A 23,652-nucleotide genomic window follows, 5' to 3' on the forward strand; every position below is an offset into this window, starting at 1 on the left:
CTTGTGGCACGTGGAACTACCCGATGAACTAACTGGAACAGGACGGTGAGACTGATGGTGGACGCGCCAACAGCCAGCTCGGAAGAGAATGCGGCCGACGCATTCCTGCAAGGTGGCCATTCGCTGCGCAACGCAAGCGGGCCGTACTTCGGTAATTACGGTGGCCGTTGGATGCCTGAGTCACTTATCGCCGCACTCGACGAAGTCCAGGACACGTTCGAGAAAGCCAAGGCCGATCCCGATTTCCTCGCGGAGTTGAAGGACCTCAACAAGAACTACTCCGGACGTCCGTCGCTGCTGACAGAGGCCAAGCGCTTCTCCAAGCATGCTGGCGGCGCGAGGATATTCCTCAAGCGTGAAGACCTCAACCACACGGGTTCCCACAAGATCAACAACGTCCTGGGGCAAGCGCTCCTGGCCAAGCGCATGGGCAAGACCCGGGTTATTGCGGAAACCGGCGCAGGCCAGCACGGCGTTGCCAGTGCCACCGCAGCAGCGCTTCTGGGCCTCGATTGCGTGGTCTACATGGGTGCCGAGGACTGCCGCCGCCAGGCTTTGAACGTTGCCCGCATGCAACTGCTCGGCGCCACTGTTGTTCCCGTCACCAACGGTTCGCAGACACTCAAGGACGCCATCAACGACGCCCTCCGGGATTGGGTTTCCAACGTGGAGACCACCCACTACCTGCTGGGTACGGCTGCCGGAGCACACCCGTTCCCTGCCATGGTCCGCTTCTTCCACGAAGTGATTGGCGAGGAAGCCCGTGCCCAGATCCTGGACCAGACCGGGAAGCTGCCCGACGCCATCTGTGCATGCATTGGTGGTGGATCCAATGCCATCGGCCTGTTCCACAGCTTCCTGGACGACGCTTCCGTGAAGATCTACGGCTTTGAAGCCGGCGGCGACGGCGTTGAGACCGGGCGTCACGCTGCAGCAATCTCCTTGGGACGTCCCGGTGTGCTGCATGGTGCCCGTTCCTACCTGATGCAGGACGAAGACGGCCAGACCATCGAATCCCACTCGATCTCCGCGGGACTGGACTACCCCAGCGTGGGACCCGAGCACTCGTACCTGGCGGACATCGGACGCGTGACGTACGAGCCCATCACTGACACTGAAGCGATGGACGCCTTCAGCCTCCTGTGCCGGACCGAGGGCATCATCCCCGCAATCGAGTCCGCACACGCCCTTGCCGGTGCCATCAAGGTGGGCAAGCGCCTCACCGAGGGCAAAGAGGATCCGTCGGAGATCTCCGTGATCGTGAACCTGTCGGGTCGCGGGGACAAGGATGTGGAAACGGCAGCCGCTTGGTTCAACATGTTGGACGAAGAAGGTCACGTCAAGGGCACCACGCTGTCCACCCGTAAGCCCAAAGGTCCTGCAGAGCGCACCTCCGAAGCAGCCGTGGACGTAAACGAGGACCAGAACTGATGACTGAACAATTCGCAAGCAAATCCGCTGCCGCCATCGACCGCGCCAAGGCCGAGGGCCGGGCAGCGCTTGTCGGATACCTCCCGGCGGGCTACCCCACGGTCCAGGACAGCATCGATGCAGGCATTGCCCTGGCACGGAACGGTGCGGACCTCATCGAGATCGGTATTCCCTACTCCGATCCCGTGATGGACGGACCTGTCATCCAGGCTGCTACTACGGAAGCGATCAACAACGGTTTCCGGGTGGCCAATGTCTTCGACGTCGTTGCAGGGATCACTGCCGCTACTGACGCCGCCGTGTTGGTCATGACCTATTGGAACCCCGTCATGCGCATGGGCGTGGATGAGTTCTCCCGCCGCCTCGCTGAATCCGGCGGAGCAGGCCTTATTACCCCGGACCTCATCCCGGATGAAGCCAGTGAGTGGTTCGAGGCTTCGGACAAGTACGGACTGGACAGGGTCTTCCTGGTGGCTCCGTCGTCAACGCCCGAACGCCTGGATATGACTGTCAAGGCCAGCCGGGGCTTCGTGTATGCCGTCTCCATCATGGGCGTGACCGGTACACGCCAGTCCGTCAGCAGCACAGCCGAAGACGTCGTGGCACGTGCCCACGCTGCAGGTGCTGAACGGGTTTGCGTTGGCCTTGGTGTTTCCAACCCGGATCATGTCCGCGAGATAGCTGAGTACGCGGACGGCGTGATCGTCGGCACCGCTCTCGTGGCGGCCCTCCGCGACGGCGGCGTTGACGCCGTCGGCCAACTCACCAAGAACCTCAGCGCCGGCTTGGGCCGCGCAGCTGCAGACGCCTAGGAAAAAGGAAACAGCGAAGCCCAATGCAGACCGTCCTCCACGCAGCGGCAATGGTTCCACTGAGCATCCCGAGCCCATCGTGGTCCGGTTTCGACATTCCGCTGCCGTGGGGGACGCTGCGTATCCACGCTTACGCCCTCTGCATCCTGGCGGGCATCATCATCGGCCTTTGGCTGACGTCTGTCCGATGGAAGCGCCGTGGAGCCCCCGAGGGGAGCCTGTGGGATATCGCCATCTGGGCGATTCCTTTCGGCATCATCGGGGGCCGCCTGTACCACGTGTTTTCGTCTCCGGATGCGTACTTTGGCCCTGGGTTCGACGGCACAGGTGACCTCTCCCTGATTCCGCAGATACAGAGAGGCGGCCTCGGCATCTGGGGGGCCGTGCTGCTGGGTGCCGTGGGCGCCTGGATAGGTTGTCGTCGTGCAGGCGTCAAGCTCACGGCGTTCCTGGATGCCGCGGCTCCCGGTTTGTTGCTTGCCCAGGCGATCGGCCGTTGGGGCAACTGGTTCAACCAGGAACTGTTCGGCGCCCCCACCACGTTGCCGTGGGGACTCCAGATTGACCCTGCCAACGCCAACTTCCCAGCGGGCATGCCCGCGGACACGCTCTTCCACCCGACGTTCCTGTATGAATTCCTGTGGAACATCTTGGGCGTTGCCATACTTCTTCTACTGGACCGGAAGTTCCGCTTCCGCCGCGGGCGCCTGTTCTGGCTCTACGCGATGTATTACACGCTTGGCCGCGTGTGGATCGAAGCCCTCAGGATTGACGATGCCGAGCAAATCAGCCTTTTCGGGATCACCACCAGGCTGAATGTATGGACCAGCATCTTCGTCTTTGTTGCGGCGCTGGTTATCTTCGTTGTTCTCGGCAGGGGAGGGCGGCCACAGCCGGACACCCCTTATTTGCCGGGCCGGGAACCTGAAGCGACGCCGGCCAAAGATGAGGCATCCGTGACGAGCGTCACCAGTCATGATGTGGACCCATCTGTCTCAGATAGTGGTTCCCGTGGTAATCTCCCAGATAACCAAAGCGATCCGGGCCACGTTGACGAGCCGCAGGAAGCTGCAGGAGATTCCGCAAAGGACACACCGTCCAAGGCGGAGTCGGAATCTGCTGCGACTGCCGCAAGGAAGGCCCCCGGATCCTCGCTGGAAGCTGACGACACCAAGTAGTCGCTTCCGGCAAAGGGGCAACAGAGTCACCGCTCGTAGGGCCCAGTCCACAGCGTCGTGGCACCCCGGAAACCGGATCGCAGCATACCGATGTTCACTGGTCAAGCCGGGGCCAGCGGTCTGCGTAACTGTTAGTTGCGCTTGATTGGCTGGCCTACAATTCCAATAACTAGCGCTTTGTTGTGCCCATCACAAGGGCATGCAAGGTGGGGCCAACGTTGTCCCTTCCATACGCACGATCACGAGGAAGGACGTCTCCCATGACCCATCTTCATAACCCCGGTTGGTCCGAAAATATCGAACCGCAGGGTGCCATGTCTCCATTCAAGCGCTTTGCTGCGCTTCCGGAGGCCCGGGGTCTTTACAACCCGGACAAGGAGAAGGACGCCTGCGGCCTGGCAATTATTGCCACGCTCCGCGGGGAACCGGGATACGACATCGTGGAAGCGGCTCTGACTGCCCTCCGCAATCTCGAACACCGCGGCGCCGTGGGCGCCGATGAAGGTACTGGCGACGGTGCGGGCCTGCTGATGCAGGTTCCGGACGAGTTCTTCCGGGCCGTCACCGAATTCGAATTGCCCGCTCCGGGTCAGTACGTAGTGGGCACCGCCTTCCTTCCTGCTGAATCGCGCGAAGCAGCTACGGCCAAGGCCGGGATCGAGGCACTGGCAGCGGACGAGGGCCTCACGGTCCTTGGCTGGCGCGAAGTGCCCGTGGTCGCAGACCTCGTCGGTGCCATGGCACGGGCATGTATGCCGTACTTCTCGCAGCCCTTCTTTGCATCCGCTACCGGCGAGCAGCTTGAGCGCAACGAACTTGACTCCCGCGCATGGCGGATCCGGAAGCGCGCCCAGAACAAGTACGGCGTTTACTTCCCGTCGCTCTCCTCGCGCACCATTGTGTACAAGGGCATGCTGACGACGGCCCAGTTGGAGCCGTTCTACCCGGACCTTTCGGACAAGCGCTTCAAGACGAAGCTGGCCATTGTCCACTCACGCTTTTCCACGAACACTTTTCCGTCGTGGCCCTTGGCGCAGCCGTTCCGCACCATCGCCCACAACGGCGAAATCAACACGGTCAAGGGCAACCGCAACTGGATGCGTGCACGCCAGTCGCAGTTGGCCAGCCCGTTGCTTGGCGACACCCCTGAAGAGCTCTACCCGATCTGCACCCCGGGTGCCTCGGACTCTGCCTCCTTCGATGAAGTAGCCGAGCTCCTCTGGCTCTCCGGTCGGCCGATCACGCACTCGATCATGATGATGATCCCCGAGGCGTGGGAGAACCACGCCACCATGGATCCGGCACGCCGCGCCTTCTACGAGTACCACTCGCTGCTCATGGAGCCGTGGGATGGTCCCGCCGCCGTCTCCTTCACTGACGGCAACCTCGTTGGCGCAACGCTTGACCGCAATGGCCTGCGCCCGGGACGCTACTGGATCACTGAAGACGGCTTGATCGTCTTTGCCTCGGAAGTGGGCGTCATCGAGGTCGAGCCTTCCAATGTGGTCAAGAAGGGTCGCGTTGCCCCGGGCAAGATGTTCCTGGTGGACACCGAAGCCGGCCGCATCATCGACGACGCCGAGGTCAAGGCCGAGGTCGCAGCAGCCAACCCGTGGGCCGAATGGCTCAAGGACAACCTGATCGACATCAACGAGCTCCCCGAGCGTGAGCACGTACGCCACACCGCTGCATCGGTGAACATCCGCCAGCGGACCTTCGGTTACACCACTGAAGAACTGAAGATCCTGCTCGGCCCCATGTCCCGTACGGGCGCAGAGCCCTTGGGCGCCATGGGTTCCGATACTCCGGTCGCCGTGCTGTCCAAGCGTCCGCGCCTGCTGTTCGACTACTTCGTGCAGTCCTTCGCCCAGGTCACCAACCCCCCGCTGGACGCCATCCGCGAAGAGCTGGTGACGTCGCTAAAGTGCGCCATCGGACCCAACGGCAACCTCTTGGATGGCAAGCAGGTCCGCCAGCCGCAGATCTCCCTGCCGTTCCCCGTGATCAACAACGATCAACTCGCCAAGATCTCGAATATCGAAAACGCCGACGGCGACCGCATCGCCATGAAGGTACGCGGCCTTTACCGCCCGGAGGGTGGGGAAGCGGCACTGCGTGCCCGCCTGACCGAGATCTGCGAGCAGGTTTCCGGCGCGATCAACCGTGGCGTGCAGTATGTTGTGCTCTCCGACCGTGACTCGAACGCGCAATGGGCACCCATTCCGTCGCTGCTGCTGGTCAGCGCTGTCCACCACCACTTGCTCCGCAGTGCCAACCGCACTAAGACGGCACTCGTGGTTGAGGCTGGCGACGTCCGCGAGACGCACCATGTCGCCGTGCTCATTGGCTATGGCGCATCGGCAGTGAACCCCTACCTCGCCATGGAGTCGGTGGAGCAGCTGATCTCCAACGGCGACGTTGAGGGCGTGACTCCGGAAGACGGCGTTTATAACCTCATCAAGGGCCTCGGTAAGGGTGTCCTGAAGATCATGTCCAAGATGGGCATCTCCACTGTTGCTTCCTACACCGGCGCCCAGACTTTCGAGGCACTGGGCCTTTCGCAGGAACTCGTTGACGAATTCTTCTCGGGTACGCACTCCCAACTGGGTGGCGTGGGCCTGGACGTTATTGCGGCGGAAGTTTCGGCACGGCACCAGATGGCGTACCCCGAGGGCGGCATCGAGCACCCGCACCGTCCGCTCCTGGGTGGCGGCGAGTACCAGTGGCGCCGTGACGGTGAACCGCACCTCTTCAACCCGGAGACGGTGTTCCGCCTGCAGCACGCTACCCGTGAGCGTCGCTATGACATCTTCAAGGCCTACACCAAGGGCGTTGACGACCAGTCCGAGAACCTGATGACCCTGCGTGGGTTGCTGAAGTTCAAGAGCGACGTCCGTCCGGCCGTGCCGCTTGAGGAAGTGGAGCCCGTCTCCAGCATCGTCAAGCGTTTCTCTACCGGCGCGATGAGCTACGGCTCCATCTCCAAGGAAGCCCACGAGACCCTCGCCATCGCCATGAACCGTCTGGGCGCAAAGTCCAACACGGGTGAAGGTGGCGAAGACGTTGACCGCCTGCTGGATCCGGAGCGCCGCTCTGCCATCAAGCAGATCGCTTCCGGCCGCTTCGGTGTCACCAGCCTCTACCTGACCAACGCTGACGACATCCAGATCAAGATGGCCCAGGGCGCCAAGCCCGGCGAGGGTGGCCAGCTGATGGCCCAGAAGGTCTACCCATGGGTAGCCCGGACGCGCCACTCCACGCCCGGCGTCGGACTCATTTCCCCGCCCCCGCACCACGACATCTACTCGATCGAAGACCTCGCGCAGCTCATCTACGATGCCAAGCGTGCCAACCCTTCGGCCCGTGTACATGTGAAGCTGGTTTCGGAAGTCGGGATCGGCACCGTGGCCTCCGGCGTGACCAAGGCGAAGGCCGACGTCGTGCTTGTTTCAGGTCACGACGGCGGTACCGGCGCCTCGCCGCTGAACTCGCTGAAGCACGCAGGCGTGCCGTGGGAACTTGGCCTGGCCGAGACCCAGCAAACGCTCATGCTCAACGGACTCCGCGACCGCGTGGTGGTTCAGGTGGACGGCCAGCTCAAGACCGGCCGTGACGTGGTCATTGCAGCCCTGCTGGGTGGCGAAGAGTACGGTTTCGCAACGGCTCCGCTGGTTGTCTCCGGCTGCATCATGATGCGTGTTTGCCACCTGGACACCTGCCCCGTTGGTGTTGCCACCCAGAACCCGGAACTGCGTTCGCGGTTCAACGGCAAGCCGGAGTTCGTGGTCAACTTCTTCGAGTTCCTCGCAGAAGAAGTCCGCGAAATCCTGGCAGAGCTCGGGTTCCGCAGCCTCGAAGAGGCGATCGGCCACGCCGAGGTATTGGACACCCGCGAAGCGATCGACCACTGGAAGGCAGAGGGCCTGGACCTGGATCCGATCCTGCACGGCCTTGAGTTTGACGACGACGTGCCGCTGCGCAACATGACCACCCAGAACCACGAGCTGGACAAGCACTTCGACCAGCGGCTCATCACCATGGCCGCCGAAGCGCTCAGCGACCGCATGCCCGTCAAGATCACCCTGGACGTCATCAACACGGACCGTTCCGTGGGCACGATGCTCGGCCATGTGGTGACCAAGACGTTCGGCACCGACGTGCTCGCGACGGACACGATCGACATCACGCTCAACGGCACCGCCGGCCAGTCACTTGGCGCCTTCCTGCCTGCCGGCATCACGCTGCGCATGTACGGAGACTCCAACGACTACGTTGGCAAGGGCCTCTCCGGCGGACGCATCATTGTCCGCCCGGACCGTACCAATGTGTTCCAGGCCGAGCGCAACGTCATCGCCGGCAACGTCATCGGTTACGGTGCAACGAGCGGCGAGATGTTCCTCCGTGGCCAGGTTGGTGAACGCTTCCTGGTGCGTAACTCGGGTGCGACAGCCGTCGTCGAAGGTATTGGCGATCACGGATGCGAGTACATGACCGGTGGCCAAACACTGATCATTGGCCGTACCGGACGCAACTTCGGTGCCGGCATGTCCGGTGGCACCGCTTACGTGCTGGACCTGCAGCATGAGCGCGTCAACAAGGATGCACTGGACTCCGGCGAACTTCAGCTCCTGGAGCTGGACGCCGAGGACCGCGACATCGTCCATGGCCTGCTCACCAAGCACGCCGAGGAAACCGAATCCGTCCTGGCCGGCCGTTTGCTCGAGAACTTCGACGACACCGCCGCCCGCATCACCAAAGTACTGCCACGCGACTACGCTGCAGTCCTGCAAACCCGTCTCGACGCCATCGAAGAGGGCCTTGACCCCGACGGCGAAGAAGTATGGTCTCGAATCCTGGAGGTAACCGGTGGCTGATCCACGCGGATTTCTGAAAGTCCGGCAGCGCGAGACGCAGCCACGCCGTCCCGTTCCTGTCCGCATCATGGACTGGAAGGAAGTGTACGAAGCCCAGGAAAAGGGCGTCCTGAAGAGCCAGGCCGGCCGCTGCATGGACTGTGGCGTGCCGTTCTGCCACCAGGGCTGCCCGCTGGGCAACCTCATTCCTGAATGGAACGACCTCGTGTGGCGGGACAAGGGCGAGGAAGCGATTGAGCGCCTCCACGCCACGAACAACTTCCCGGAGTTCACCGGCCGTCTGTGCCCGGCACCCTGCGAAGCGTCCTGCGTGCTTGGCATCAACCAGCCTGCTGTGACCATCAAGCAGGTTGAGGTTTCCATCATCGATGAAGCCTTCGACAACGACTGGGTCCACCCCCTTCCGCCGACGCGCCTCACAGGCAAGACGGTCGCCGTGGTGGGCTCCGGTCCTGCAGGTCTCGCAGTTGCCCAGCAGCTGACGCGCGTTGGTCACACAGTTGCCGTGTACGAACGCGACGACAAGATCGGCGGCCTGCTCCGCTACGGCATTCCCGACTTCAAGATGGAGAAGGACCAGGTTGACCGCCGCCTGGAGCAGATGAAGGCCGAAGGTACCCGCTTCCGCACCGGCGTCGCAGTCGGTACGGACGTGACTTGGGAACAGCTGCGCCGCCGTTACGACGCCGTGGTGATTGCTACCGGGGCCACAGTTCCGCGCGATCTGCCCATTCCGGGCCGTGACCTCGAAGGCGTTCATTTCGCCATGGACTACCTCGTTCCTTCCAACCGCGTCGTGGCGGGGGAGAGCCCCGAAAACCACATCGACGCTCGGGGCAAGCACGTGGTCATTCTCGGTGGCGGCGATACCGGTGCAGACTGCATCGGTACAGCGCACCGTCACCAGGCCGCCTCGGTCACGACACTCGCGATCGGCAAGCAGCCGCCTCTCGAGCGCGCAGGCCACCAGCCCTGGCCGACGTTCCCCACACTCTTCGAGGTCGCCAGCGCCCACGAAGAAGGTGGCGAACGCACGTACCTGGCGTCCACCGTGGAATTTGTTGGCGAGAATGGCAAGCTCACCGGGGTCAAGGTTGCCGAGACGGAGTTCGTGGATGGCAAGCGCCTCCCGAAGGCCGGCACCGAGCGGATCATTCCCGCCGACCTCGTCTTCCTGAGCCTCGGCTTCACCGGTGCTGAACCGGCCGGTATCACCGAGCAGGTCAGTGCAGAATTCGACGGTCGGGGCAACGTAGCCCGCGACGGCTACTACATGACGAACACCGAGGGTGTGTTTGTTGCCGGTGACGCCGGACGTGGCCAGTCCCTGATTGTGTGGGCCATTGCCGAAGGCCGTGCGTGCGCGGCGGCAGTGGACAAGTTCCTTATGGGAAGCACAATCCTTCCGGCACCGGTCGCCCCCACCGATCGGGCAATCGCGGTCTTATAGCGCCGGTAGGAATGATCTTTAACTCAATCAGCAGCACACTACTTAGGGTAGGTATATGAGACGCGCGAAAATTGTGGCAACTTTCGGTCCGGCAATCTCCAGCTACGACAACACTCTCGCAGTGCTGGAAGCCGGCGTTGACGTTGCCCGCATGAACATGAGCCACGGCGATTACTCCGTGCACGACAACACCTACGAGAATGTCCGCAAGGCTGCGGCGCAGCTGCACAAGCCCGTGGCCATCATGGCTGACCTCCAGGGTCCCAAGATCCGCCTTGGCCGTTTTGTCGACGGCCCGCACGAGCTGGCTGTCGGCGACACATTCACCATCACCACCGAAGATGTCCCCGGCACCAAGGACATCTGCTCCACCACCCTGAAGAGCCTCACCGAAGACGTCAACGTAGGCGATGCACTGTTGATTGACGACGGCAAGGTTGCCCTTCGCGCCATTGAGGTAGACGACGTCAAGGTTGTCGCCACCGTTACCGTCGGCGGCAAGGTGTCCAACAACAAGGGCATCAACCTGCCCGGTGTCGCCGTCAACGTCCCCGCTCTGAGCGAAAAGGACGAGGACGACCTCCGTTGGGCCCTCAAGCGTGGCGCGGACCTGGTTGCCTTGTCCTTCGTCCGTGACGCCTCGGACATCAAGCGCGTCCACGAGATCATGGACGAAGAAGGCCGCCGCGTTCCGGTGATCGCCAAGATCGAAAAGCCCCAGGCCGTGGACCAGCTTCACGAAATCATCGACGCGTTCGACGCCATCATGGTTGCCCGTGGCGACCTCGGTGTTGAGCTCCCGCTCGAAGAGGTGCCGATCGTGCAGAAGCGCGCCATTGAACTGGCACGCCGCTGGGCCAAGCCGGTCATCGTGGCAACGCAGGTCCTGGAATCCATGATCGACAACCCGCGTCCGACGCGTGCCGAGGCTTCTGACTGCGCAAACGCAGTTCTCGACGGTGCCGACGCAGTAATGCTGTCCGGCGAAACCTCCGTTGGCCAGTACCCCATCGAAACCGTCAAGGTCATGGCCCGGATCATCGAGTCCACCGAAGAACACGGCCTCGAGCGCGTCCCCCCGCTGGGCACCAAGCCCAAGACCCGTGGTGGCGCCATCACCCGTGCCGCCGTCGAAATCGCCGACCAGCTGGACGCAAAGTACATCTGTACCTTCACCCAGTCCGGTGACTCGGCACGCCGTTTGTCGCGTCTGCGTCCGGTCAAGCCGGTCTTCGCGTTCACGCCTGTTGAGCACGTGTGGAACCAGCTGGCCCTCACCTGGGGTATCCAGCCGGTTCTGGTTCCCTCCGTGGGCCACACCGACGAAATGACCGCACAGGTGGACCGCAGCCTCCTGGACATGAAGATCGTCGATGAAGGCGACCTCGTTGTCATCGCTGCCGGTTCCCCTCCAGGACAGGCCGGTTCGACGAACTCGCTGAAGGTCCACAAGGTGGGCGACCTCGCCGACACGTCCAAGGTTGATGCTTCGCGCAAGGAACCTGTGGGTCCGTGGCCGGAAAAGAAGAGCAAGACCAGGGATTAAGTTCCTCGGTTTGAAAGCGGGCCCCGCCGTTTGGCGGGGCCCGCTTTGTTTTGGGTTGTTTCGTCACTTGGACGGGCACGACGGCGGCCGGCCACCTTTCGCGCTTGGGTGACCGGCCGCCGTCGTTTATTGCCTGGTGCTAGTTGACCTGGTTGATGATCGTTTCGGCAACTTCACGCATGCTCAGGCGACGGTCCATGGACGTCTTCTGGATCCAGCGGAAAGCTTCCGGCTCAGTCAGGCCCATCTTGGTGGTCAGGAGGCTCTTGGCGCGTTCTACGAGCTTGCGCGTGGCGAACTGCTCCTGAAGGTCGGAAACCTCGTTTTCGAGCGCCTTGATCTCCTCGTGGCGGGACAGAGCGATCTCAATGGCCGGGATGAGGTCCGCCGGCGTAAACGGCTTCACAACGTAGGCCATGGCACCGGCATCGCGGGCACGCTCCACGAGTTCCTTCTGGCTGAAAGCAGTCAACAGGACAACGGGGGCGATGCGGGCCTTGACGATCTTCTCTGCCGCTGAGATGCCATCCATGACGGGCATCTTCACATCCATCAGGACGAGGTCCGGCTTCAGCTCTTCGGCCAACTGCACGGCCTTCTCGCCGTTATCTGCCTCGCCGACGACGTCGTACCCTTCGCCCTTCAGGATCTCGATAATGTCCAAGCGGATGAGGGTCTCATCCTCGGCTACGACAACGCGTCGGGCCGGCTGGGCTGCGGGTGTGGACTCCGTCTGTTCGGTCACGGGATCTCCTTGAAAAGGTTCGGCGGGTTCATGTCCATCTTAGTGTGGACCGCTGCGGCACATGATTTTGTTGCACTCGCGCGCCCGGTTCTTTGATTTAGCCTATCTGCATGTAGAGTAGTTTCGCGTGCTGGGAACGGATCGCGTTGCTCACAGAAATGAGGGCAGTCAGCGAGAATTAACTTCCCGGTAATCCGCGCCCGAGTGGCGGAATTGGCAGACGCGCCGCACTCAAAATGCGGTATCGAAAGGTGTGTGGGTTCGAGTCCCACCTCGGGCACCGTGTTGTCGCAGGTCAGGGGCCTATATGGCCCCTGACTGTGTACAAAACCCCTAAAAGTGTGTACAGCGGCGTAGCGTTTTATGCATGGCCAGCATCTCTACACGCACCAAAAAGGACGGTTCTCAGTCCTTCATGGTGCGTTGGCGGGAGCCCAAGACTGGCAAGGCCCAGGGGCTCACTTTCGTCTCTCATTCTGAAGCCGAGACCCTCAAACGGTTGCTCGACGCCAACGGCCAGAACTTCGAAGTGGCACAGCACGCGATCCTCGAAAACGCCAAGCGAGTGCCGACCGTCGCCGAGGTGATCCAGGAGCACATCGACCTCTTGGTTCGACCTTCCAGCGGCACCGTGAAGACCTACCAAACAATGCTCGACCTTCACGTAAAGAAGGTCATCGGTGGGCTGCCCGTGGACAAGCTTGATTACCGGGCGATTGCGTTCTGGGTGAAATCCATGATGGCCAAGGGCCGTTCACCAAAGACGATCAAGAACGTGCATGGACTGATCTCCGCGTCGATGAACACTGCAGAGATGCTCGGGTACATCACGCGCAATCCTTGCCGCGGGGTGCAACTGCCGAGCGTGGAGAAGGCCGAGGACGAGATGATGTTCCTCACTCATGCAGAGTTTGGCCTGATCATGGAGAACATGGGGAAGCGGTACCGAGACTTTACGAACTTTCTGGTGATGACCGGAACGCGGTTTGGTGAAGCAACGGCGCTGACCGTGGCGGACATTGATCTGCTAGGAAAGCCGGCGACAGCCCGCATCAACAAGGCGTGGAAGCGGGATGGGCAGAACCAGTTCTACATCGGGCCGACTAAGACTGGGGCGGGTAAGAGGACGATCGGTCTGAACCCGGCGCTGGTTGAACTGCTGATCCCGTTGGTGGCTGGCCGTCCAAGCAGTGATCTGCTGTTCACGACGCCCAAGGGGGAGCGGATCGTGCACAAGCTGTACTGGCACCACTTCTGGGTGCCGGCGGTGAAGGCAGCCCAGCTTCGGGGCTTGCGGAAGGACCCGCGGATTCACGATCTTCGGCACACGCACGCGTCCTGGCTGATTCAGGATGGGGTGCCGATCTTTACGATCTCGCGGCGCCTTGGCCACGCTTCCATCAAGACCACTGAGCAGGTCTATGGCCACCTCATGCCGGAAGCGCTGCAGGTTGGGGCTGATGCGATGGAGCGGCAGGTCGCGGCGTTCATGCGGTGAAGCTGTTCTGGCCTATCAGGAGACTAGGCGGTTACGTGCCCGCGTGCCGATGAGCCTGGTGCCGGGATTGGCGCCGTGGTCTGTTCTCAAAGGATGGGTGGCCGGGAGGATCTCGCTGAGCCTGGCTATCTCCGCGATGTGCTCCGAAGTGAAGACGATCTTGCCTTTGCCCCAACACGCGTGGGGGAAGCGGCCGGCGGCTGCACCGTCGCGGAGCCAGCCTTCGCTGCAGCGCATGAGGGCTGCGGCCTCCGAGGGTTCGAAGAACTCCAAGTCCATCTCAGTCCGATCACAATTGGTCTAGTGTCGACAATTCATTGTCTTTCCTGATCACGAGGACATGACGAGATTCACGCAAACTTGGTTTTTTCTGATGCTAGGCGCGCGCCCTGCCATCGGATAATGATTGAACAAGTTGGCGTCGTTAGGTTCTTCGACGCTCGAAGGTCCTGCAGTTCTCACGACAACATGTGTTGCTGACATTTGGTGCAGGGTGACTATCGGACAATCTGGGGAGGCGTCGAATTTAGGGTCTACCACGCTGAATCGTCAAGTAGACGGACGTTACAGCCCCTGCTCGGAGCGCCGATTCAGGTAATTGGCCGGTATCCACGGATCATTGCAGAGTGGACTTTCTCGAAACGTTGAAGCTGGTGGGCGCATTCCTGGCTGCCCTGATTGCCTCCCGGACTATCTTTGCCGGAGTGCGCGCCTGGTATCTCAACGGCTGGGGGAGCCGCCTTGTGTGGCGGAAGAAGCTCAACCTGCTTAGCAACTGGGCTGACGACGACTACATCAAGGACCTACTTGGTACACCGGTCTTCCGCCATGAAGGCCAGCTTGGCGGAGTGAAGGCAAACGACGAGCTGTCATGGGTAGATCGAATTTACTCAACACCCCATGCATGGGTGGTAACCCGCAGTATCAGGCAGCGTGTTGAATGCTGGTCAGTGACAATCACTGATCCGAAGTTCTGGTGGGATGTCGAGGATGCCACCTTCAACATGCTGAAAGGCCAGCTAGGCAGGGCAACCTTCGCTTCACTCGTGAAGAGACCGTCTGGACGATTCGAGCAGCGTGGTTCCAGAAGGTACGAGTATGGCGAGAGTACCTCCTTTGGTAATCCCGGCGCCTACCAGAACTTCGTCTTCCTGTACCACCCCGGCGGTGTCGGGAGTCCGCATCCGAGCGGTCAGGATGTCGTCATGACCGGTGACTTTACTCGCGACAGGGAGCACGGAGAGATCACGCCGTCGCTGGATGAGACGCGCATGAACACGACGGTCAACACCATAATCGTCTTGTCGCCTTCCATCAGCGTGGCCGACCTTATGAAACAGTCTTTGCCCGTAGCTGATGGGGATGTGACGCGCCTCTTTCAGCCTTACCGGAAGTTGCGAACCCGCAGGGGTTTACGACAGAGGGCCCGGAGTCTACGGAAATGGAAGTAGAAGGATCTTACTTGTCGGGCTGCGGCGCGCGATCCATCGAGTCCTGGATGATGTGCTGGCATGTAGTTTCGACCCAGAGACTGGCTTCGCGATCAATCTGCACTCTCTAGACACTCTCCGTTGGTACGCTTATTTGAGTAATTCAAAAATGAACGGGATGTGTCTTGAAGGTTTTTATTAGCTGGTCTGGCAACACAAAAGCAGTGGCCCAGGCCATCTACAAGTGTCTTCCCAGTCTCTTTGACAATGCTAAGCCGTGGATCAGCACGGAGAACCGTTCCGGTTCCATTTGGCTCCCCGAAATAGACAAGCAGCTTAGCGATACGGATTTCGGCATCGTCTGTGTATCAAAGCAGAATCAAGGTGCGCCCTGGCTCAACTACGAGGCGGGAGCATTGTCCCGCAAGGTAGATGCCAAGCGTGAACTCATGCCGGTGCTGCTCGTCGACTTTGATGACACCGTAGAGGTCACAGGTCCTGTGACTGGCTTCCAGATGAAGTTCGCCAACCTCGAAGACTTCTTCGTCATCATGAAGGACCTCAACGAGAGCGAGCTGGGGCCTGGGATCGATGCTGACATCCTCAGAATGCGGGTCGAACTGATCTGGCCCAGCATTGAAGCTGAAGTCAAAAAGGTGAAAAGTAGTCATGACTCTCAGGATGTAAAGAAGCGCACTGATGACGATAAGTACGAAGAACTACTTGTCACCGTTCGCGATATTGCTGAGACGACGGCGATACTTGCCCACCAGCGATGGGGCGGTCCAGGTCAGGACTTCAGACTCTCTGACCACGACATGCGAGTTGTGGCGAAGGCCGTTGGTGATGTCGGCCGGGCTACCGGCTTGGGTGAGATGTCCATAACCTTCCCTGACAAGAAGCGGGCGCGAGTTGGCTCGGAGAATCCGGTGAACGATGTCATTGCAGGCAAGATGGCAAACGCTGTTGCGGAGATTCTCGAACACGACATCGAAATTTCTTACTATCCCATGGACAAATCAGAGATAGAAGATCTGCGAGCCATGCTTGCTATGAGAAATCTGGTATCTCATCCGGAGGCCTAAATCGAACGGCGCTTGTTAAGGCTGGTGATGGCCGTCAGGGCGGGTTGAGGTTTAGGGCTCGTTCATCTACCTCTTTTTAGTTGCCAGACTGCCCAAAGCTCTTGAGTTCACCGCTATCCTAAATCAGGACTCTTCTGCTCTGGACATGTCCAGAGCCTGAGGGTTCAATGGATTTGAGGGTTCGACGTTGGTCTGCCGCATCTTAGTAGGTGTTGGGCCGCGGACGTACCGAGCGTGATCACGTCACAGGGGACGCCATGGACAGAGACTCATACTCCTCGGGACAATCGCCGGCAGAGAGCGCAGCGAGGGCCTTCGATTCGTTGGTGCTTCCTGCTCACTTGAGCTTGGAACGCCTTATCAGGGTGGTCGAGCGAGTGCGGTATCGGCCTATCGAAATCGAAGCCTCTGAAGCGCTGAACGGTGGCAGTGTCTGCGGATTATGGCTTTCCACGGATAATGTCGAGATCATCCTGCATGCTCTCAGCCCATCCGGTGTTCACCGACAACAGTTCGTCCTTCACGAGTTGGGGCACATGGTTTTGCGGCACGATGAACTGGTTGTACCCCTCGATTACATCGAAGTGCTCTTTCCGAACCTCCCGCCGGCTCTGGTCCGTCGCGCCCTGGCCCGCAGCAGTTTCACTGATGAGCTAGAGGCGGCCGCGGAATCTCTCGCGGATCTCTTCGCCGCAGCGATCAGGAACAGTGCGAGGGAGCCAAGGTCCTTCGAGAAGGTTTTCGGATGATCCAGGTTGTCGCCGCGGTCTTGATGTGGCTTCTCGTGATTTCTCTATTGCCAGGAACTCGACGGCGGGACCACAGTGTTTTGACTGCCGCCATCACGATTGCGGTGGCAATGACCCTCAACATCGACCCGGTCTATACGAGCCTTGACGAGGCCTTTGCCGCACGCAACTACGTTGACCTGCTGGCCAATGTCTCCATGGTGGTGGGCATCTACTTTCTCTCGAAGGCGATTATCCGAGCAGCAACCCCAGAAGATGCTGGAGAGGGACGAGACGCGATCGGCGCCGTAGTCCTGGGCGTTGTGATCCTTGGACTAGTTTCCAGCTTTAGCTTCATCACCACGCACGGAAGCTCGACGCGTTTCATGCTGGACTACGGCGATCAGTTCCCAGCTGCCTTGTACTCAGCCATCCAGTTCGTTTACATCGGTTATGTGGTCAGTATCACCGGAGCTACGTGCTTCCGGTTCCGACCCGGCATGTCGAGGCCCTACTACCGTCTGGCATTCACGTTCATCGGTATCGGCTGCGCGCTAGCGGTTCTGCTCGTATCGCTAGTGCTGGTAATGGACACCCTGCATCTGCAGGGGCGGCTCGACGCCATGCGCGCAGTATCGCCTGCTTACGACGTGACCGTGGTTGCAGCACTGGCCTTCCTGTGTGTGGGCCTGGCAATCCCTCCTGTTGCGCGGCGCATTCTTCGCCTTAAGGACGCGGCGACTGAGGACGATTTGGTTCGTGGCCTCCGAGTAGTCTGGGACAAGACCGCCGGGATGCGGCAGGACGTTCGTCTACAGCTTGGAGTTGAAGACCTAGCACAGCAGGCTCCGGCACTAAAACTCCATCGGATGCTAGTGGAGGTGCAGGACGCTCTCCTCGTGGAGCCAGGATTAGCCAGTTCTTTGGATATCCGCGAGCTTAGAGTATTGAGTGCTGCGGAGAATTATCTGGCTGGACCAATTGAGCGGGGAACAAAGGCGCGTAAGCAAAGAGGGGAGCGGGCGCTATGACGGAGGGTGCCAACGTCTCCGAGTCGCCGCAGTCAAGGTTGGCCCGCAAGCTCAACTTGCTCCTAGATCTTTACGAAGCAGGTGGAGAAGGGGCTCTGACCTATCCAAAGATCAGTCGGCATATGAGTCAGCGGGGGACCCCGCTGTCGCGATCCCGTTGGGCGTACATGCGCAGCGGCGATAGTTCACTGGCTACTGATGCCGCGTTGCTAAGAAATCTAGCTGAGTTCTTCGGTGTGGACCGAGACTACCTCCTTGACGATGCCGGGGAGATTCCGCGGCTAGTGGATGCGCAGTTGGAGCTTCTTCGGGCCTTGCGTGAGTCCCGTGTGCGCAATTTTGCCGCCCGACAGCTGCAGGGGATCTCTCCAGAAACGCTGGAGAAGCTCCGTGAGGTGATTGACGACCGGAAGAAGCAGAAGGGCGGGAACGGTGTCGCTGGCTTATAGGCGTCTGGCTGTCGACGCCGGGCTGACCGTGGGCTTGGTCGCGTTGCTGGCGGGTCTTTGCGGATCTGCGTACTTTGCGCGCCGAGTAGTCGTGCCCAAATTCAGCCGTCTCGAGGACCTTTCCATTCGGTCCGTGTACCCCGGCAGAGATGGGCAACTTCTCATTGAACTGCCGGCAACCACGCACACCAAGGCCGCTGGACGGCACAGTCTATGGTTTGCGAAGGGGACCGGGCATGCGTGTTTGGGACCAGTGGTTGAATTGAGCCCGGACAGAGGCTCACTCACCCGCGTGGTGGAGCGCGTGGACTCCGGAAACCTTGCACAAGCGGCGGCAGGGATCTGGAGTGGTTACGTCTACTCCGAACCCGAACAACTAGGCCTGCCATACCGAAACGTTGAGATTACCGTCGACTACGGCGTGGCTCCGGCCTGGAGGTTCGACTCGACTCCTTCTCACAGGGCTCGGACGTGGGCGATCCATATCCACGGAATGGGGGGCAGGAGAGCTGGTTGTCTTCGAGGCATACCAGTCGCCAGACGTCTGGGACTGACCTCGCTGGTGGTCTCGTTCCGAAACGACGGCGACGCACCGCCGTCGTCCGATAAGCGGTACCGACTCGGCGAAACCGAGTGGTGCGACGTCGAAGCGGCTATCAATTATGCCGTTGCCGAAGGCGCTGAGCGCATCGTGATCTTCGGGTGGTCATTGGGCGCGGCCTTAGCCCTACAAGCGGCAGCCCTTTCAGCGTACGCTCCTCGAATAGTGGGGATGGTTCTCGACGCCCCCGTCTTTGACTGGCGTTCAACGTTGCGCGCGAACGCCAAGGCCGCCGGGCTGCCGCGTCCGCTCGTGCAGTTGGGGTTCGCCATCCTTCAGTCGAAAGCGCTTCGGTGGGTGACCGGTCTCGCCGAACCGATACACCTGGATGCCCTGGATTGGCTAGCGCGGGCGGGGGAGCTGAGGAAGCCGATCCTGATCCTCCACGGCAGGAAGGATGACACCACCCCGTTTGAAGCATCCAAAAGGGCTGCGACGGTGCGGCCCGACCTCGTCAGCATGGTGGAGTTTGAGTCCGTGGGCCACTCCCTCGAGTGGAATTTCGACCCCGAAAAGTGGGAGCACTCCGTTGAGGACTGGTTCCACGGCCTCGCGTTGGCTGACGCTAGCCCTGGACAAGCGGTGGCGTCGTAGGAGGCATTTGCAGGGAGTATTGGTCGGCCAAGTCGATGAGCTGGCTCTCAATAAGCGCGGGCCGAGCAGCGAAGCGCTCACCGTCCAAGTCATGGACGAGGCCGGCTAACTCGAGGAGCATGAGATGACGTCGAATGGTGGCCTTCGAAGTCTGGAGCTCTGAAGCCAAAATGGTACGGGTGGCCGGCCCTCTCCTTATCAAGAAGCGGAGTATTTGGGTGCGTGTTCGGTTCATCAGAATGGATGTCGACATGCAAACCACGGCTCGGGGTGAGTAGGCTGAAAGCTGTAGACGGGTCTACAAGAACAGGATACGCCCTGCGGTCATCCGCACAACAGATTCAAACTGCAAATGATTGTGTCGGTACGGCACTCGCGGAATACTGATGGCGAAGGAGCCGTGGTCACGGTCAGACAGGCAATCGAAAGGTGGAGCATGCCGGCGAAAGACGCTAGCCGCAACGGCGAGCTACCGCAGGCAACGCTCGCGCGGCGATTGAACCTCCTGTTGGACGTGGTTGTTGCGGAGAGGGGATCGCCGGTTACTTTCAGGGAAGTTGAGGCCGGGCTCCAGGCTCGGGGTGTCAAGATTTCTCGCGCCAGGTGGTTCTACATGAAGGATGGAACTGGACGTCTGGTCAGCGATCCTCAGCTGCTCACCGCCATCTGTGAGATGTTCGACGTCGATCCTTCCTATCTGCTCAACGGCGTGGAAGGCGACATTCCAGAACGCATCGATTCACAGCTGGAGTTTGTGAAGTCGTTGAGGGCGGCCAGAGTGAAGTCGTTTGCCATCAGGACGCTGGGGGATGTCTCCCCGGAGACGTTGCGCGCTATCTCCGAGTATCTAAACCAGGACATCGACCTCCACCCACCTGGAGGAAGGGCAGCAGCTATTCCTTCAGGACATAGCGAAGGTGAGCGTCCAGCAGCTCCTTGATGCGAGCGGGATTTGCTGAGTACCGCGGAGAACGGCCGTGGCGGCGACCGGCTGGAACGTCGACGACGATCGCCCCTACTTGCTCCAGGGCGACGAGATGCTTTGCGACACTTGGCTCGCCAGCGCTGACGGAATCCACAATGTCGCCGCGCGTTGCAGGGCCGAAAGCCGTGAGGAACCTTAGTATTTCGTTCCTTGCCCTGTTTCCAAAGGTAGTCACGGCTGCCTCGACGTCAGGTGACCAGGCGTCGTCGTGAGGCTGCGTAATCCGTGGCATGGTTCAATTCTTGCCGAACAACATAAAAAAAGTAAGAAGCGCACTCTTGACGATACTTAAACTATCTTTGACAATAAATTTTAGATGCTTTGGTTTGTGGCTGAGTCGGCTCGGCCGCGTCAATGCCGCCACTTCGCGGCGAACGTTAGAGAACAGTAGCTATTCGAAGCGGTGAGGGCGATGAGCCTAAACGACAAGATTGAGCAGGCCGAACAACTGCAGTCACGTCCCGGAACGGTGGACATCTCGCTTACTGGTCCGCCGGAGCCGATGTTGTCCGTGTCCGTTGATCAGATGATGGGAGCGGTTGAAGGGGTGCGGCGCTATGTCGCTTCTCATTTGGCTCATATCGGACGCGCATGCGATGTTGACGACGTTCTGCAGGACATCCGTGTGGCTGTCTGGAATGGCGTAGCTCGGGGGAGCTACCGCGCGTTGCCTGGTGTCCCCTTTGAAGCATGGGTACAGGGCGTGACGTCGAACATCTGCGCCGCCCACACCCGCCGAGAGCTGAACCACAAGACGCTGCCTCTGTTGCTCGACCCCACGGGCGACGAGGTTTCGGGTTCATGGGGACGCCTCTCAGCGATCCTCATAGCGCAGGACAATCCCGAAAACCAAGAGATCATCGACCGTGAGTGGGCGGTTATGGTCCTGCAGTTGACTAGAGAAGCTGTGCCGGCACCGACGTGGCGGATGGCCATTGAAAGCCTCACCGCGCCGCGCCAATATGCGCTTCCAACGCGGCACGACCGCCGTCGTTGGAACGCCGTGACTGCAGTGCGCCAAACCGCGAAGACAGTCAGCCTGGCACTCGATGTCACCCCTGGCAGCATTGGCGATATCGGCCAACTCTGTCAGCGTGCGGTTGCGTGCCTCCCCAGTGCCCTCCTACGTGAGGTCGCCAATGCGATAGTTCTTCCCGACATTCACGGATCGGAACGGCAAGCAGCGATTGCTCGACTCGCCCGGGAACTTGGCGTCACCGATCGCTATGTTGCTGTGCAGATCGGCACAGCACGTCGCCTCTACCAAACCGCTTGGCGCGTAGCGCGCAGGGCGGCCTCCTTCTAGTCGGCGGATGCCTTTGCTCCGCACCTGACAACCAATGCCTCTGAGGTGGTGATCATGAGCATTCGCAAGGCAAACGGGTTTCGGACACGTTTAGGACGGTGGGTCTTTGGACTGACGGTCCTTCTCATGGTTGGCTCAGTAGCTCTGCTAATCGCACTGCCGTCCAAGGGGCCAGCCACGGGGGCGCCGCCGGCGGCTGGTCCTGTAGCTTCGGCTCCTGCTCCGATCGCATCTGCATCCGCGCCGCGGCCCTCAGCAAAACCTTCGGGAATGGCCAAACCGTCGGCTGTATCGCCTGTGCCCGGGCCGACGGACTTTCGCGCAGTTGCCTCTGCCGCTGCCGAGGCTATCTACACGTGGGATACGAGGACCTCGTCCTATTCAGAGGTCTACGGCAGGATGCGCGATCTTTGGATTTTGCTTCCGGACGGTTCGAATCCATGGACCGTTCTGGTTCAGCAGTTTGAGGCTACGGGCGTAAACGCAGGATCGTTCGTGAATCTGGCAGGCCAAGGGGCTTTTCGTGAGGCGAAGTCGGAGTCATTGACGTGTGACGAGCAACTGGTCAAGGTGCGCGAGCGGCCCGCTCCGTGGCCAGGGCTGCATGTCTGCACTGTGCGACTCTCTGTCCTGGACCACACTTTGGCAAGTACCAACTCGTACTCCGCACCCGTCAGTGTGATGGTGAACTGTCCTCCGGCGCCGAGCGCACCTGCTGATCGTTGCGTGATGGTCGCGTTCTACGCGTCATCCGACCGAATCGTTTACTGATGCCTCATCCTGGACTTGCTGTCGTTCTCGTGCGACGGCGCACCCTTTTCAGGTTGCTCGGAGCTTTCGTTGCGGTAGTTGCTCTCGCATTTGCTGTCGTTGCCAGTTCGGTGGCGGTTGTACTGGTGGGGGACCGTCCCACCGCGGCTATCGCCTGTGTACCTGGCGCTGATGTGGATTCAGATAGCGCCGCCGAAGTACTCGATCTGCCAGCCGGCGTTGGCGTCGTTGGGTTGTCGGCGGCACAGACGGATGTCGCCAAGGGGTACGTCTCGGTGGGCAAAGGGCTCGGCCTGCCTCGTGAGGCGCTGGTCATTGCCATCATGATGGCGCTGCAAGAGTCCAGTCTCCGAATGCTTGCCAATACCAACGTCCCCGATTCCTTCAACTACCCGCACGACGGAATTGGTAGTGATCACGACTCCGTCGGGTCGGCCCAGCAGCGTCCTGCCGCAGGGTGGGGGAGTGTCCAAGAGCTGATGGACGTCACCTACAACGCTAGAGCGTTTTACGGAGGGACGTCGGGGCCGAATCACGGAAGCCCGCGCGGATTGTTGGATGTACCGGGGTGGGCCTCTTTGAGCAAGGGACAGGCGGTGCAAGCGGTGCAAGTTTCGGCCTTTCCGGAGTTATACGACCGATGGGAACCGCAAGCGTCTGCAATTGTGGATGCCCTTAGCGGGATTGCGCCAGCTCCTGCATGTACGGACGCTCCCGCCGCGAGCTCTGGTGTCGTCTCAGTCGAAGGGCTGAGCCAGATCCGTCAGGACATCCTTCGCTTCACCAAGATGGGTCTCGGCGGCGCCTACGTTTGGGGCGGCACGGCGTTCAAGGCGTGGGACTGTTCTGGGTTCGTTCAGTGGATCTACCGGCAGGCCGGAATTGAGCTGCCGCGCGTGGAGCAGTGGCGAGTTGGAACGATGACCGACAACCCGCAGATCGGCGATTTGGTGGTGCAGAATCCGCAAGGTCCATACAACTGGGGCCACGTAGGCATCTACGCCGGCAACGGAATGATGTATAGCGCGCTCAACCCGTCTGCCGGAACATTAATGCATCCCATCGACTGGAACCCCGGAACCGCCTACTTCGACCTAATTGGCTAGATAGAAAACGAGTTGTATGCCCCTCAGCTGGT

Annotated in this window: 21 protein-coding genes and 1 tRNA gene; 18 read left to right on the forward strand and 4 right to left on the reverse strand. The window is 60.6% G+C overall.

Features of this window, described 5'->3' with window-relative positions; translation table 11 throughout:
• Positions 1-54: 54 nt before the first annotated feature.
• From trpB to pyk, 6 genes are all read left to right on the forward strand, one after another.
• Positions 55-1,431 (forward strand): tryptophan synthase subunit beta, encoded by a 1,377-nt coding sequence (gene trpB, locus KSW38_RS04585; RefSeq protein ID WP_216923224.1) that lies wholly within the window; start codon positions 55-57, stop codon positions 1,429-1,431.
• Positions 1,431-2,243: a tryptophan synthase subunit alpha gene (gene trpA / locus KSW38_RS04590; protein WP_216923226.1), complete on the forward strand. Its 813-nt coding sequence runs from the start codon at positions 1,431-1,433 to the stop codon at positions 2,241-2,243. The genes trpB and trpA overlap by 1 nt, the downstream gene beginning before the upstream one ends.
• 23 nt (positions 2,244-2,266) lie before the next feature.
• Positions 2,267-3,421 carry a prolipoprotein diacylglyceryl transferase gene (lgt, locus tag KSW38_RS04595; RefSeq protein WP_216923228.1) on the forward strand — a complete coding sequence of 385 codons (1,155 nt, stop codon included), beginning with the start codon at positions 2,267-2,269 and terminating at the stop codon, positions 3,419-3,421.
• Between the two features lie 260 nt (positions 3,422-3,681).
• Complete coding sequence (gene gltB, locus KSW38_RS04600; RefSeq protein WP_216923229.1) at positions 3,682-8,295, forward strand: glutamate synthase large subunit; 4,614 nt, start codon at positions 3,682-3,684, stop codon at positions 8,293-8,295.
• Entirely contained in the window at positions 8,288-9,745 is a 1,458-nt protein-coding gene (locus KSW38_RS04605; protein ID WP_216923231.1) for a glutamate synthase subunit beta, read from the forward strand. Before gltB ends, KSW38_RS04605 begins: the two co-directional genes overlap by 8 nt.
• Before the next feature lie 55 nt (positions 9,746-9,800).
• Entirely contained in the window at positions 9,801-11,291 is a 1,491-nt protein-coding gene (gene pyk, locus KSW38_RS04610) for a pyruvate kinase (protein WP_216923233.1), read from the forward strand.
• A 139-nt stretch (positions 11,292-11,430) separates the two neighbouring features.
• On the opposite strand, the gene KSW38_RS04615 is transcribed toward pyk, so the two are convergent.
• Entirely contained in the window at positions 11,431-12,036 is a 606-nt protein-coding gene (locus KSW38_RS04615) for an ANTAR domain-containing response regulator (protein ID WP_216923235.1), read from the reverse strand.
• Between the two features lie 198 nt (positions 12,037-12,234).
• Between KSW38_RS04615 and KSW38_RS04620 the strand changes: the two genes are divergently transcribed.
• Both KSW38_RS04620 and KSW38_RS04625 read left to right on the forward strand, forming a co-directional pair.
• Positions 12,235-12,316, forward strand: a tRNA-Leu gene (locus KSW38_RS04620).
• Positions 12,317-12,403: 87 nt separating this feature from the next.
• Positions 12,404-13,534, forward strand: coding sequence for a tyrosine-type recombinase/integrase (locus KSW38_RS04625; protein ID WP_216923237.1), 1,131 nt, complete (start codon positions 12,404-12,406; stop codon positions 13,532-13,534).
• A 15-nt stretch (positions 13,535-13,549) separates the two neighbouring features.
• On the opposite strand, the gene KSW38_RS04630 is transcribed toward KSW38_RS04625, so the two are convergent.
• On the reverse strand, positions 13,550-13,813 hold the full coding sequence (locus KSW38_RS04630; protein ID WP_216923239.1) for a hypothetical protein: 264 nt from the start codon (positions 13,811-13,813) through the stop codon (positions 13,550-13,552).
• A gap of 347 nt (positions 13,814-14,160) precedes the next feature.
• Between KSW38_RS04630 and KSW38_RS04635 the strand changes: the two genes are divergently transcribed.
• The 6 genes from KSW38_RS04635 (at position 14,161) to KSW38_RS04660 (ending at position 19,452) form a co-directional block, all read left to right on the forward strand.
• The gene (locus KSW38_RS04635; protein WP_216923241.1) at positions 14,161-14,985 is read left to right on the forward strand and encodes an ETEC_3214 domain-containing protein; all 825 of its coding nucleotides are present in this window, start codon (positions 14,161-14,163) and stop codon (positions 14,983-14,985) included.
• 164 nt (positions 14,986-15,149) lie between these two features.
• Complete coding sequence (locus KSW38_RS04640) at positions 15,150-16,049, forward strand: toll/interleukin-1 receptor domain-containing protein (protein WP_254186084.1); 900 nt, start codon at positions 15,150-15,152, stop codon at positions 16,047-16,049.
• A 257-nt stretch (positions 16,050-16,306) separates the two neighbouring features.
• A complete protein-coding gene (locus tag KSW38_RS04645; protein WP_216923246.1) occupies positions 16,307-16,798 on the forward strand; it encodes a hypothetical protein in 492 nt (163 codons plus the stop codon).
• Positions 16,795-17,808, forward strand: a complete 1,014-nt coding sequence (locus KSW38_RS04650) for a hypothetical protein (protein ID WP_216923248.1) — start codon at positions 16,795-16,797, stop codon at positions 17,806-17,808. Before KSW38_RS04645 ends, KSW38_RS04650 begins: the two co-directional genes overlap by 4 nt.
• Positions 17,805-18,257: a hypothetical protein gene (locus tag KSW38_RS04655; protein ID WP_216923250.1), complete on the forward strand. Its 453-nt coding sequence runs from the start codon at positions 17,805-17,807 to the stop codon at positions 18,255-18,257. The genes KSW38_RS04650 and KSW38_RS04655 overlap by 4 nt, the downstream gene beginning before the upstream one ends.
• Positions 18,258-18,390: 133 nt before the next feature.
• A complete protein-coding gene (locus KSW38_RS04660) occupies positions 18,391-19,452 on the forward strand; it encodes an alpha/beta hydrolase family protein (protein ID WP_487345391.1) in 1,062 nt (353 codons plus the stop codon).
• Here KSW38_RS04660 and KSW38_RS23780 read toward each other — a convergent pair.
• Positions 19,424-19,705, reverse strand: coding sequence for a helix-turn-helix domain-containing protein (locus tag KSW38_RS23780; protein ID WP_428982361.1), 282 nt, complete (start codon positions 19,703-19,705; stop codon positions 19,424-19,426). The genes KSW38_RS04660 and KSW38_RS23780 overlap by 29 nt on opposite strands.
• 183 nt (positions 19,706-19,888) lie before the next feature.
• Between KSW38_RS23780 and KSW38_RS04670 the strand changes: the two genes are divergently transcribed.
• A complete protein-coding gene (locus KSW38_RS04670) occupies positions 19,889-20,392 on the forward strand; it encodes a hypothetical protein (RefSeq protein WP_216923256.1) in 504 nt (167 codons plus the stop codon).
• On the opposite strand, the gene KSW38_RS04675 is transcribed toward KSW38_RS04670, so the two are convergent.
• A complete protein-coding gene (locus KSW38_RS04675; RefSeq protein ID WP_216923258.1) occupies positions 20,346-20,669 on the reverse strand; it encodes an ArsR/SmtB family transcription factor in 324 nt (107 codons plus the stop codon). The genes KSW38_RS04670 and KSW38_RS04675 overlap by 47 nt on opposite strands.
• A 180-nt stretch (positions 20,670-20,849) precedes the next feature.
• Between KSW38_RS04675 and KSW38_RS04680 the strand changes: the two genes are divergently transcribed.
• From KSW38_RS04680 to KSW38_RS23335, 3 genes are all read left to right on the forward strand, one after another.
• Entirely contained in the window at positions 20,850-21,743 is an 894-nt protein-coding gene (locus KSW38_RS04680; protein ID WP_216923261.1) for an RNA polymerase sigma factor, read from the forward strand.
• 270 nt (positions 21,744-22,013) lie between these two features.
• Complete coding sequence (locus tag KSW38_RS04685; RefSeq protein ID WP_216923263.1) at positions 22,014-22,514, forward strand: hypothetical protein; 501 nt, start codon at positions 22,014-22,016, stop codon at positions 22,512-22,514.
• On the forward strand, positions 22,514-23,620 hold the full coding sequence (locus tag KSW38_RS23335; protein WP_254186085.1) for a C40 family peptidase: 1,107 nt from the start codon (positions 22,514-22,516) through the stop codon (positions 23,618-23,620). Before KSW38_RS04685 ends, KSW38_RS23335 begins: the two co-directional genes overlap by 1 nt.
• Positions 23,621-23,652: the final 32 nt, after the last annotated feature.

This window comes from Paenarthrobacter aromaticivorans, assembly GCF_019038615.1.
Taxonomy (GTDB): Bacteria; Actinomycetota; Actinomycetes; order Actinomycetales; family Micrococcaceae; genus Arthrobacter; species Arthrobacter aromaticivorans.